This is a genomic window from Escherichia sp. MR (assembly GCF_005280595.1).
Lineage (GTDB): Bacteria > Pseudomonadota > Gammaproteobacteria > Enterobacterales > Enterobacteriaceae > Escherichia > Escherichia ruysiae.
In genome coordinates this window covers 42275-53855 of the sequence record NZ_SZVK01000027.1, presented here as the reverse complement: position 1 = coordinate 53855, position 11581 = coordinate 42275, and the positions used below count along the sequence as shown (strand labels likewise).

Below are 11581 nucleotides of genomic sequence, written 5' to 3'. Positions count from 1 at the left end.
ATCGGTGGAGCTGCATGACAAAGTCATCGGGCATTATCTGAACATAAAACACTATCAATAAGTTAGAGTCATTACCTTCAGCGCCCAGGCAATAATCCCCATCACAGAAAGAATAATAAAGCCGGGAATTAATGCTGAGAAAGAACGTGAGACCGATGTCGGTACACTGTCGGGTAATTTAATCACCCAGTTGCGGTGGACAATAAAGGTAAACATTTCTGCCACCACCAGCCCGATAATAATCCCGGAGATGATATTCGCGCCACCTAACCAATTAGCGCCGACCGCATAAGCTTCATCGACACTATAAGGCGTGACGGTCATAAATGCCGCAACGGATAACAACCCTGCCGCGAGCGCATCGACTTTACGCTCTTCTGCCAGCGCCATACCGATAAAAAACGGTGCCATTAAAGACATAATCCCTAATGTTCCGTTGTATACGTTTCCGCCAATACCTTTCAGGCCATTAAGTGTTTCAATGGTTGAAGCGTCGAGGCGAATACCTAAGGAGTAAAAAAACGCCCCCTCCCCAAAGCTCAGAAAAACGTTATTGATTAATACAAACATGGCCCCCGCAAGGGTTAACGGCATTAAGCGAATAAAACCGTTTTTGATTGCATTAACGTGTGGCTGTTTTCCTATTTTGACTGCAAAAGGGAGGAGTACCTTTTCAAGCGATGCAATAACATTACTCATAGAAAAATACCCTTAAAAACCGCAATTAAAGTATTGCGGTATAGATTTATGAAATAACTCTTTGACGGAAAAATTTAAAAATTAATTTGCTGCGGCTTTTTTAATTGCTGCAACTGCAGCCTTAAGCACGCCTAAACCATCGACTTTGCCATATAACAGTGAATCAATGACTTCAACGGGTTTGTTGGGTAACAAACGCTGGATTTCGGGCAACATATAAGCAATCTGCGGCCCTAATAACACGACATCGGCATTCTGACCTTTTTCACCCGCCAGTGTTTCCGGAAATGCTTCAATAATGACCGGAACTTCATATTTTTCTGCCTGTGCGCGCATTTTTGATACCAGTAAAGAGGTAGACATGCCCGCAGAACAAAACAGATAAATGTGTTTCTTTTCCATAAAACTGCCCTCATCAACGATTATCTGTCAGCCAGACACTCCGCAAGCCTTCACCTGCTTCCATGCTCTGGGTAACTTGCGAAACCAACATGACTTTTTTTGGTGGCTGAAAAGAGTATACGGTATTGACCTGAACGATAGTATTTCTTTGACCATGCAAATTGTCTCTCCTTGACCTGTTGTTATGACCTCCTTCACATTTCGGTTAAATAATTCGCGACAATAAATAAGAACACGGGGCAAAAAAAACCGGCGCAATGGCCGGTTTCCGGTGTAACTCAAGCTTTCAGGCGAAGAAATTACTTCGCTGCTTGTGGATCGGTGTCGTATTCGGCACAGGTCTGATAGCCAGAGTTGATAACATGTCCGGTATCATCTAAGGCAACAAAATAGGTTTCTGCTTTACCATCACGTTGACCCAGGATATAGGTCTGGCAAGTACCACGAGCATGGATCATGCTCACTTCAGACGAAGGTTTACCCGCAATTTGTGCAACCTGCGCCCGGCTCATGCCTTTTTTGACGTCTTTCACCACAGGCTGTACAAACTGGTCTTTGGTACGATCATACGCCGTACAACCTGCCAGCATGGTTAATACCGCCGCTGCACCCAGAATTCCTGCCATATTCTTGTTCATATTCCGTCCTCTTGTTTATCAGCGTGTTAGATAAGCCTGGAACACATCGGGGGCTTTTTCAAGCCTGTGAACGAAACGGCTCCGCTTTCAGAGGATTCCTGTATGACGTTTTAACCGCCATTCAACCTGTTGTCGCTTGTCGTTTCAGTAGCAACGGGTTAGCTTTAAGGAAGTTTTATTTTTCTGTCTGGAGGGGTTCAATGACATTGCAACAACAAATAATAAAGGCGCTGGGCGCAAAACCGCAGATTAATGCCGAAGAGGAAATTCGCCGCAGCATCGATTTTCTGAAAAGCTATCTGCAAACCTATCCGTTCATTAAATCACTCGTACTTGGTATTAGTGGTGGTCAGGACTCCACTCTTGCCGGGAAACTGTGTCAAATGGCAATTAACGAGCTTCGTCAGGAAACGGGCAACGAGGCACTGCAATTCATTGCCGTGCGCCTGCCCTACGGTGTTCAGGCTGATGAACAGGATTGTCAGGACGCCATTGCCTTTATTCAACCGGATCGCGTATTAACCGTGAATATCAAGGGCGCGGTATTGGCCAGCGAACAGGCGCTGCGCGAAGCAGGTATTGAATTAAGCGATTTCGTTCGCGGCAATGAAAAAGCGCGTGAGCGGATGAAAGCGCAATACAGTATTGCAGGCATGACCAACGGCGTCGTGGTTGGCACCGATCATGCGGCAGAAGCCATTACCGGATTCTTTACTAAATACGGTGACGGTGGTACTGACATTAACCCGCTATACCGTCTGAACAAGCGTCAGGGTAAACAGTTACTGGCGGCATTAGGTTGCCCGGAACATCTCTATAAGAAAGCACCCACCGCCGATCTGGAAGATGACCGCCCTTCCCTGCCGGATGAAGTGGCGCTTGGCGTCACTTATGACAACATTGATGACTATCTGGAAGGGAAAGCCGTGCCCGAACAGGTCGCCAGAACAATAGAAAACTGGTATCTGAAAACCGAACATAAACGCCGTCCGCCAATTACCGTTTTCGATGATTTCTGGAAAAAGTAATAATTTGCACATAATGGCTTGTACGCAAAAACGTACTTTGTTCATGCCGGATGCGGCGTGAACGCCTTATTCGGCCTACAAAACTTCGCAAATTCAATTCATTGCAGGGGGCGAGTAGGCCTGATAAGCGTAGCGCATCAGGCGGTGTTACTTTTGTCATCGACCCGCCTCTTTTTTAATCGTTTCCCACCTGTTACACTGGATAGATAACCAGCACCTGGAGTCAACAGTGGTACGGCGTTTAACTTCCCTGCGGCCAGAATTTGAAGCGGCGGCAATCTACGAATATCCCGAACATTTACGTTCATTCCTTAATGACTTACCCACCCGACCAGGGGTGTATCTGTTTCATGGCGAAAGTGACACCATGCCGCTCTATATCGGCAAAAGCGTTAATATCCGCAGCCGGGTGCTTTCTCATTTACGCACTCCGGATGAAGCCGCCATGCTGCGGCAATCCCGGCGAATTAGCTGGATCTGCACCGCAGGCGAAATCGGTGCGCTACTCCTTGAAGCGCGATTAATTAAAGAACAACAGCCACTGTTTAATAAACGCTTGCGCCGTAATCGCCAGCTCTGTGCCCTGCAACTGAATGAAAAGCGTGTCGATGTGGTGTATGCCAAAGACGTGGATTTTTCTGCCGCAGCAAACTTATTCGGCCTGTTTGCCAACCGTCGTGCGGCTTTACAAGCATTACAGACCATCGCCGATGAACAAAAACTTTGTTATGGCTTGCTCGGGCTGGAACCGTTAAGTCGCGGGCGCGCTTGTTTTCGTTCGGCGCTAAAACGTTGCGCCGGGGCGTGCTGCGGTAAAGAGAGCCATGACGCTCATGCGCTACGTTTGCGTCAGTCTCTGGAGCGTTTGCGGGTTGTTTGTTGGCCATGGCGAGGTGCGGTGGCGCTGAAAGAACAGCATCCGGAAATGACGCAATATCATATTATTCATAACTGGCTGTGGCTGGGGGTCGTTAATTCGCCGGAAGAGGCTGCAACGTTAATTCGCACACCCGCTGGGTTTGATCACGACGGTTATAAAATCCTCTGTAAACCTCTGCTTTCCGGTAACTATGAAATTACTGAACTTGATCCGGTGAATAGCCTGCCAGCCAGTTAATTTCACTGAACAGCAGTTTGCCTTGCGGTTGCAAAAGCCGCAGGGTGTGCCTTCCGTCGTACCAGCACGCGCCCTGGTCGGTAGTCAACAGCTTGTCGCCCAGTTGCCACGCTCCGCTAATCACAAACACCACCCCACCGCGTGAGCCAAAAGTGGTGAACGTGCGATCGGCAATTCTGACTTTCGCCTTACAGGCATCAAGGCGCGTCATAATGTTGAAATCCATCGACATCTGACCTTCAGTCAGTTTCGCTTTTACCACCTGATCCGCAGCGAAAGCAAAAGGCTGTAGCGGTTTTAAGGTATGGCTAAAACGGTTAGTGCTTTCAAGGAGCATCTCACCGCCTTCCAGCAGCGTCACGCTCCTTTCCATTCCCGGAAACAAAGAAAACTCACCATTTGCCGCAATGGAAGCAATGCTGGCACGCCAGTAAAAATCACGTTTTGCCGGAGGAAAGCTACAGATTTCACGAGTTTCACCGGCAGCGTTTCGCCACAGGTTCACCGACATTTTACGCATATCAAAGTATTCCATACTCGCTCCCGGCATGCTCTTTTCATTGTTATCGTTCAGGCAACCGTGGATTGTTATCGGCAACTCGGGTGATTTACCTTAGTGGTGATTAGACTTTTTTTGCAAAAGTTGAAGAACAGAAAAGAAAACCGCCGATCCTGTCCACCGCATTGCTGCAAGGTAGTGGACAAGACCGGCGGTCTTAAGTTGTCAGGCTGAAAGATTATTCAGCAGTTGCAGGCATTTTACCTTTTGCCGCAGGGCGTTCTGTCAGACGCTTCTCAAAATTAGCATTAAATTGCTTTTTCTGCTCCGGCGTCAGGATGTTGTAAATCTTGTTCTGGGTTTCCAGGTGCGCCAGCATGTTAGCTTTGCGCTGTTCTTCCATTTTTGCGATCTGCGCTTCAGCTTTCGCTTTGTCGAAGGTATCGCTGGCAATAATGTCATGCATTGCGCGGCGTTCTTCCAGCGGCGGGCGTTTCATCTGGTCACGCTGACCTTTCATGATTTCGCGAATCTGCTGTTTCTGCGCGTCGGTCAGGTTCAGATCTTTAAACATCATGTCGTGATGCGGACCGAATTTACCTTTATGGTGCATCATCGGCTTCGCGTCAGCCGGTGCTGCAGTAGTGGTATCGGCGGCATGGGCCAGGTTAGCCGCGCCAAAAGCCAGGGTAGAGGCAACAAACAGTGCAGTTAATTTACGCATATTCTATATCCTTCCTTTCAGTTATTTATTACGGCTTTCTTCAGTAGCGTGCCGTGTTGACGAGATTAACTTTACTGACTTTAGCGTCAATTAATCAGAGCAACGGTAAAACAATGAAAGTGTAAAAAACACTTTTGCGCCAATTATGGAGAAAAAAAGAAAATTTGATGGAGAGTGATGATGAAATATTACAACACACTGATTTTGCAGAAATTATGAAGAACTATACCTGATGACTGGTGATAAATAAAGCAAATAACCAGGATTAATCCGCATTATTTCATTAAAAAGCCAGTAAATACCCGCAGAATGATTTCTGCGGGCAAGTATTAGGTTATTTTTTCCAGCATTAATCCCGCACGTAATCCCGTCGCCACCAATGGATTAGGGAATAACACATACTCAACATCATGAGTCACAGTAAAGTGTTCCTCACCATCCTGCGCCAACAACGTTCCTTTCTTAAACGGCGTGAAGTTCAGCGTCTCGCTTGCCATATGCAGTTCGAAGGATGATGAGTGGCGGGTAATTTGCGAAACGACCCGATAGCGTAGCGGCGACTTTCTCTCAGTACCGACACTCACGCCAGATAACAGCGCAGCAATCGCGCTGGCGGTGGGTGAAAACTGGCGAAGATCGTTTTTGCCAAATGGCAATGCTTTACCAAGCTCCAGCGTACACGCCAGTGCACCGAAATGTTCGGCACTAAAATGGGTAAACGTGCCCCCCGGCGCCTGGTGAAACACCAATGCCTCCAGCCCTGCCGCACCCAGCCATGTCAGAAAGTTTTCGTCCCAGGGAATATTACGTTGCGGTAAAACACCAAACCGTGGGTGATACGAACCACGAATCGCGGTATGCAGATCAAGATGCCAGCGGACAGACTCTTTACCCTGTTCATAAAAATCTTCCAGACACTGTTCCAGCTCGCGCGCACGGCACGTTTCGCCGCTTTCGGCAAATCGCTGCCAGCGTCCGCCAAACATGCGATTCATATCACTATGGCAATAACGTGTTCCTTGCTTCAGCGCCGGGGGATTTCCAAGGATCGCCAGTAACCGCCAGCGTAGAGGGATCTCGCCGTGGAGAATCGCGCCAAGCAAAGCATCAAGCATTTCTACCGGCGCGGTTTCATTACCGTGTATTCCCGCAGATATCACCAGCGCACCTTGCGGTGGCGTTAACGGCGTCAATTCCAGCACACCATCACCCAGCCAGCGCCAGCGAATACCGTTGCTTTCCCTCTCACTCATGGCTGGTTTTTTGCCCGTTAAGGTCAGGGCAAGAAAATTATCCATTGCTCCCTCCCTCACGCTGAAACGGATAAACCGAACCGAGATTCAGTAAACGGGTCAACGAATCCAGGGCTTCCCTTCCTTCACGCAGCAATTGCGGGTCGGAAAGATCGGCGGCTGTAAGACGATCGCGATAGTAGCGATCCACCCAGTCATTGAGCGTATTAAACAAGGTATCGTTCATCATCACAGCCGGGTTTACCGTCTGATATTCTTCTGCCGTCAGCACCACACGTAACCGCAGGCACGCCGGGCCTCCGCCGTTTGCCATGCTTTCGCGTAAATCAAAAACTTTCAGCTCGCTTATCGGGTTATCGGCAGCAAGCAATTCATTGAGATAACGCCATACTCCAGCATGTTCCCGACACTCCTGTGGCAGCACCAACACCATCGAACCATCATCACGGCTCAGTAACTGGCTGTTAAACAGATAAGTCGAGACAGCATCCGCTACGGAAACCTGTGCCGCCGGAACTTCTATCACCATAAAACCGTTCACCCGCGCGCGCAGGTTTGCCAGTAATTGCGCCTGGCGGGCGAACGCCTGCTGATGGCAAAACAGCACCTGGCGGTTGCTCACCGCAATGACATCATTATGAAAAACCCCCTGGTCGATGACGTCCGGATTTTGCTGGGCGAAAATCACCTGCTGCGGATTCACCTGATTCAACCTGGCGACCGCTTCACTGGCTTCGCGGGTTTGCCGCGCCGGATAACGGGAAGGTCGCGTGCCATTGCCCTCTTCTCGGCCATAGACGAAAACCTGTATACCCGGATCACCATAGTTACCACCGAGCCGATTGTGGTTTGCCGCCCCCTCATCCCCCAGCATCGCCACCTGCGGCAGAGCAGAATGAACGGTGAACTTCTCTTCATCGTTAAAAATCGCTTTTAACAGCGACTCGGTGACGGGCGCTTCCAGCGAACGGTGAAATTTATTGTTCAGGTTGGCGACGGTCAGATGCACTTTGCCATCCAGCGTATCAGCGGATGGCGCTACCGTGGCTGCATTCGCTACCCACATTGGCGAAGCGGAACTGACGCTGGAAAGCCAGTGCGGAGCCTGACGGGCAACCTTTTCCAGCACTTGTTCATCGCTGCCGCTGAATCCCAGTTGACGCAAAACAGGAATAAACGGTCGCTCGTGCGGTGGCATCACCGCCTGCGGGAATCCCGCATCAGCAAGGGCTTTCATTTTCAATAAGCCCTGTTTTGCCGCCAGTCGCGGATTAGAGACCTGAAAACGGTGGCGGGTAGAGGCTTCATTGCCAAACGACAGCCCCGCGTAATGATGCGTCAGCCCCACCAGCCCGTCGAAATTCACTTCCCGGGCGTTCATGGCACCACCTCATCGGAAAAATCAAGCCCGGGATTAAGCGTAGTGGGCAGCGTTAATGAAGATGATTCAAGACTTGCCATCGGCCAGGCACAATAATCAGCGGCGTACCAGGCACTTGGTCGGTGGTTGCCGGAAGCGCCAACGCCACCGAATGGTGCAGTACTGGCAGCGCCGGTAAGCGGTTTGTTCCAGTTGACGATCCCCGCCCGCGCTTCCAGTAACAGTTGATCGAACTTTTCCCGCTCCGGTGACACCAGCCCGCAAGAGAGGCCAAAGCGAGTGTTATTCGCCATCTTAATCGCCTCATCAAAGGTGTCATAACGCCAGACGCGCAATAGCGGCCCAAACACTTCTTCATCCGGCACGCCAGCAATGCCCGTCATTTCGATGATCCCCGGCGTCAGCAACGATGTTCCTGCGCGCAGTAAGCGTGGTGCAAGCAGCGTTCGTCCCCCCATTGCTTCCAGTTCCTGCCAGGCAGAAACAACCTGCTGCGCGGCCTGCTCTGATATCAGCCCGCCAATAAATGGCTGTGGTTCGTCATCCCAGTTACCTGGCGTTAACCGCTGGCTGACGGCAACCAGGCGAGCAAGGAACGCATCGCCCTGCGCCCCGCGTTTAAGCATTAAACGGCGGGCGCAAGTGCAGCGTTGCCCGGCAGTGACAAATGCTGACTGAATAGTCAGATGCACTGCGGCGTCGATATCCGCCACGTCATCAATAATCAGCGGGTTATTGCCGCCCATTTCAAGGGCGAGGATTTTTTCCGGCTGACCAGAAAGCTGGCGATGCAACTGGTAGCCCGTGTTGGCGCTGCCGGTGAACAGCAAACCGTCGAGGTCTTCCAGCGCACTCAGCGCCTGACCCGTTTCGCGCCCACCCTGCACCAGATTCAACACCCCCGACGGCAAGCCTGCTTGCTGCCATAAGCGCATTACCACCTCGCCGCTCCACGGTGTCAGTTCGCTGGGTTTAAAGATAATTGTGTTGCCTGCCAGCAGCGCCGGAACGATATGCCCGTTCGGCAAATGCCCTGGGAAATTGTACGGTCCAAACACGGCCAGTACGCCGTGCGGGCGATGGCGCAAACTCGCCGCACCGTCTGGCATTTCGCTGCGCTGCTCGCCCGTGCGCACGTGATACGCCTTGATTGATATCGCGATTTTATTAATCATCGCCGTCACTTCGGTTGCCGCTTCCCAGCGCGGCTTACCCGTTTCTCTGGCAATAATCGCCGTTAATTCGGCTTTATTGCTTTCCAGCAGTCCGGCAAAGCGTTCAACTCTTACCTGACGATCGCCAAAGGAGAGCCGCGCCCAACGCGGAAACGCGGCGCGTGCAGCACGACAAGCCAGCTCCACCTGAGCGGCATCGGCATCATTGCCTTGCCATAATACGTCGCCCGATACCGGATTATGCTTCACGCGAAGTGCGCCCTGCCCCGTCACCCAGTCGCCGTTGATCCATAAAGTCATGTTGTTTTCTCCTCTGCGCACAGGCGCACCAGACGAACGCGATCCCCGGCGTGGCACTTGAGAGCGTCCAGTTGTGCGGCGGTTAAAATCAAACGCTGGGTTGCCGGATCGGCACGCACCAGTACCACGCGGAAATGGTGATAATTTTCATTGGCGACCAGACAGGCCGGGATATCCCCCTGCGCTGGCTGCCCTTCCGCTACTTCCACCAGCCGACTTTTGCGGATGGCGCGAACGCGGTCGATGTCACACTCCAGCGTCGGCCCACCGTCGAAGATGTCGATATAGTTACGGTAGCGAAAACCCTCTTTTTCCAGCACCGCACGCGCGGGAGCTGTTTGCGGATGCACCTGGCCGATAACGTCCTGCGCTTCCTGGGATAAAAAGTCCGTATAGATCGGATGTTTTGGCATCAGTTCAGCGATAAACGCCTTTTGACCAGTACCGCAGAGAAAATCAGCGCGGCTAAAATCCATCGAAAAGAAGCGTTTACCGAGGCTTTGCCAGAACGGCGAATAGCCGTGTTCGTCAATCACGCCGCGCATTTCGGCGACCACTTTGTCGTTAAACTTGTCACGAAAAGCCGCCATAAACATAAAGCGCGATTTCGACAGCAAATAGCCATTGCCCTCTTTGCGCCACTCCGGGTCGAGAAACAGCGTGCATAACTCACTGCTTCCGGTGTGATCATTACTGAGAAACAGCGTCGGTAGCGCGTTATAGACATTCAACTCTTTCGAAGCGTGAACCAGCGTACCGACGCGATAGTTGTACCAGGGATCGTTTAGCCCGACAGCCACCTCAATAGCGCAAATACCCGCCACGGTGCCTGTCTCGCTCTCTTCCAGCACGAACACATAACCCTGTTCGCTTTCGGGTAATTCGCCCTGCCAGGTTTTAATGGATCTGTCGATACGCGCCGAAAGCGTGGCTTCATTGGCAGGGAGCGACGTCAGGCCACCGCCCGTTTTACCTGCAAGCTGCATTAAGGCTGCGACATCGGTACGCTCAACGGGACGGATGACCATCATGATGAACCCCGGCTAACAAAGTGTTCGCAAGTAGCGGCAAAGCGATCCAGGCCGGTTGTCACCTCTTCTTCGCTGACGTTGAGCGCCGGTGCAAAACGCACCACGTTGCCACCCGCAATCAGCACCATCACGCCTGCTTTCGCCGCCTCCTGAGAGATCAGTTTCGCTTGTCCGGCGTAATCCGCATTCAGCACACAGCCAATCAACAGACCTAATCCGCGAATTTCACTGAACAAACCACAGCGATGATTAATGGTATTAAGACGCTCAACAAACCAGTCGTGACGCCGTTTGACACCAGTAAGCATCTCTGGCGTGTTGATGAGATCAAGCACTTTACCCGCCACCGCCGAGGCCAGCGGATTACCACCATAAGTGGTGCCGTGAGTGCCAACGGTCATCACCCGGCCGCACTCTTCGGTTGCCAGCAGCGCACCAATCGGGAAACCGCCGCCCAGGGCTTTAGCGGTGGTCAGCAGATCGGGCGTCACCCCGTAGTGCATATAGGCATACAGTTCACCGGTGCGCCCGACGCCGGTTTGTACCTCATCGAAAATCAGCAATGCATTGTGGCGATCGCATAGCTCACGCAATCCCTGCAAAAATGCCTTGCTGGCTGGCACCACGCCGCCTTCGCCCTGTACTGGCTCGACGATCACCGCGCAGGTGGAGTCGTCAATCAGCGCACTGGCAGAATTAATATCGTTATACGCGGCGTGGCGGATATCCGGCGGCAGTGGCGCGAAATCCTGTGAATAGGCTGGCTGCCCGCCCGCACTAACGGTAAACAGCGTGCGCCCGTGGAAAGCATTTTTAAACGCCACGATGCCGCTCTTATGGCTACCGTAGCGGTCGTGAGCGTATTTGCGCGCCAGCTTCAGCGCCGCTTCGTTGGCCTCCGCGCCGGAGTTACAAAAGAACACGCGATCGGCAAACGTCGCGTCAATGAGCTTTTTCGCCAGCCGTAATACCGACTCGTTGGTGTAACCATTACCGGTATGCCAGAACTTACTCGCCTGCTCGTTCAGCGTCTCCCGCAGTTCCGGATGCGCATGACCCAGTGCGTTCACTGCAATGCCACCCGCGAAGTCGATATACTCTTTCCCCTGCTGATCCCACAAGCGCGAACCTTCGCCACGTACCGGAATAAACGGTGCCGGAGCGTAAACAGGTATCATCCATTCATCAAAATTTTCACGCGTAATTGGCTGAGACATAGCGACCCCTACAGTAAATAAATAGTTATTTATATGTTAATAATAAGTGACGATTACGCTGTAAATGTAGATTGCAGGGTTCGTGCCAGCCAGTGGTAAAAGTGCATAAACGGCGGC

At 51.6% G+C, this 11581-nt stretch carries 12 protein-coding genes and 1 pseudogene; 3 read left to right on the top strand and 10 right to left on the bottom strand.

Annotated elements, in window-relative coordinates:
• Window positions 1–4 precede the first annotated feature (4 nt).
• Window positions 5–61: an IS1 family transposase gene (locus FC814_RS23510; RefSeq protein ID WP_003032489.1), complete on the top strand. Its 57-nt coding sequence runs from the start codon at window positions 5–7 to the stop codon at window positions 59–61.
• 17 nt (window positions 62–78) lie between these two features.
• On the opposite strand, the pseudogene FC814_RS13190 reads toward FC814_RS23510, so the two are convergent.
• The 3 genes and pseudogenes from FC814_RS13190 to osmE all read right to left on the bottom strand — a co-directional run.
• Window positions 79–699, bottom strand: a pseudogene (locus FC814_RS13190) (PTS transporter subunit EIIC); the annotation flags it as partial.
• A gap of 81 nt (window positions 700–780) precedes the next feature.
• Entirely contained in the window at window positions 781–1101 is a 321-nt protein-coding gene (gene chbB / locus FC814_RS13185) for a PTS N,N'-diacetylchitobiose transporter subunit IIB (protein WP_000412169.1), read from the bottom strand.
• A 299-nt stretch (window positions 1102–1400) separates the two neighbouring features.
• Entirely contained in the window at window positions 1401–1739 is a 339-nt protein-coding gene (osmE, locus tag FC814_RS13175) for an osmotically-inducible lipoprotein OsmE (RefSeq protein ID WP_001039038.1), read from the bottom strand.
• A 200-nt stretch (window positions 1740–1939) separates the two neighbouring features.
• Between osmE and nadE the strand changes: the two genes are divergently transcribed.
• Together nadE and cho are read left to right on the top strand one after the other, a co-directional pair.
• Window positions 1940–2767, top strand: a complete 828-nt coding sequence (gene nadE / locus FC814_RS13170) for an ammonia-dependent NAD(+) synthetase (protein ID WP_000175015.1) — start codon at window positions 1940–1942, stop codon at window positions 2765–2767.
• 229 nt (window positions 2768–2996) lie between these two features.
• A complete protein-coding gene (gene cho, locus FC814_RS13165) occupies window positions 2997–3884 on the top strand; it encodes an excinuclease Cho (protein WP_137326045.1) in 888 nt (295 codons plus the stop codon).
• Here the strand turns inward: cho and ves are convergent.
• The 7 genes from ves to astC form a co-directional block, all read right to left on the bottom strand.
• Window positions 3844–4419, bottom strand: a complete 576-nt coding sequence (gene ves, locus FC814_RS13160; protein ID WP_010345878.1) for an environmental stress-induced protein Ves — start codon at window positions 4417–4419, stop codon at window positions 3844–3846. The genes cho and ves overlap by 41 nt on opposite strands.
• 202 nt (window positions 4420–4621) lie before the next feature.
• Entirely contained in the window at window positions 4622–5107 is a 486-nt protein-coding gene (spy, locus tag FC814_RS13155) for an ATP-independent periplasmic protein-refolding chaperone Spy (RefSeq protein ID WP_001228965.1), read from the bottom strand.
• 329 nt (window positions 5108–5436) lie between these two features.
• Window positions 5437–6405: a succinylglutamate desuccinylase gene (gene astE / locus FC814_RS13150; protein ID WP_000368470.1), complete on the bottom strand. Its 969-nt coding sequence runs from the start codon at window positions 6403–6405 to the stop codon at window positions 5437–5439.
• Window positions 6398–7741, bottom strand: coding sequence for an N-succinylarginine dihydrolase (astB, locus tag FC814_RS13145; protein WP_137326044.1), 1344 nt, complete (start codon window positions 7739–7741; stop codon window positions 6398–6400). Before astB ends, astE begins: the two co-directional genes overlap by 8 nt.
• Window positions 7738–9216 carry a succinylglutamate-semialdehyde dehydrogenase gene (gene astD / locus FC814_RS13140; protein WP_000177302.1) on the bottom strand — a complete coding sequence of 493 codons (1479 nt, stop codon included), beginning with the start codon at window positions 9214–9216 and terminating at the stop codon, window positions 7738–7740. The genes astB and astD overlap by 4 nt, the downstream gene beginning before the upstream one ends.
• The gene (gene astA, locus FC814_RS13135; RefSeq protein ID WP_137326043.1) at window positions 9213–10247 is read right to left on the bottom strand and encodes an arginine N-succinyltransferase; all 1035 of its coding nucleotides are present in this window, start codon (window positions 10245–10247) and stop codon (window positions 9213–9215) included. The genes astD and astA overlap by 4 nt, the downstream gene beginning before the upstream one ends.
• Entirely contained in the window at window positions 10244–11464 is a 1221-nt protein-coding gene (gene astC / locus FC814_RS13130) for a succinylornithine/acetylornithine transaminase (RefSeq protein ID WP_137326042.1), read from the bottom strand. The genes astA and astC overlap by 4 nt, the downstream gene beginning before the upstream one ends.
• Window positions 11465–11581 lie beyond the last annotated feature (117 nt).

What these genes read in the sequence shown, in the direction of transcription:
- astD (WP_000177302.1), bottom strand. Translation starts at nt 9,216, where the DNA reads ATGACTTTATGGATCAACGGCGACTGGGTGACGGGGCAGGGCGCACTT.
- spy (WP_001228965.1), bottom strand. Translation starts at nt 5,107, where the DNA reads ATGCGTAAATTAACTGCACTGTTTGTTGCCTCTACCCTGGCTTTTGGC.
- astA (WP_137326043.1), bottom strand. Translation starts at nt 10,247, where the DNA reads ATGATGGTCATCCGTCCCGTTGAGCGTACCGATGTCGCAGCCTTAATG.
- osmE (WP_001039038.1), bottom strand. Translation starts at nt 1,739, where the DNA reads ATGAACAAGAATATGGCAGGAATTCTGGGTGCAGCGGCGGTATTAACC.
- astE (WP_000368470.1), bottom strand. Translation starts at nt 6,405, where the DNA reads ATGGATAATTTTCTTGCCCTGACCTTAACGGGCAAAAAACCAGCCATG.
- chbB (WP_000412169.1), bottom strand. Translation starts at nt 1,101, where the DNA reads ATGGAAAAGAAACACATTTATCTGTTTTGTTCTGCGGGCATGTCTACC.
- ves (WP_010345878.1), bottom strand. Translation starts at nt 4,419, where the DNA reads ATGGAATACTTTGATATGCGTAAAATGTCGGTGAACCTGTGGCGAAAC.
- astC (WP_137326042.1), bottom strand. Translation starts at nt 11,464, where the DNA reads ATGTCTCAGCCAATTACGCGTGAAAATTTTGATGAATGGATGATACCT.
- nadE (WP_000175015.1), top strand. Translation starts at nt 1,940, where the DNA reads ATGACATTGCAACAACAAATAATAAAGGCGCTGGGCGCAAAACCGCAG.
- astB (WP_137326044.1), bottom strand. Translation starts at nt 7,741, where the DNA reads ATGAACGCCCGGGAAGTGAATTTCGACGGGCTGGTGGGGCTGACGCAT.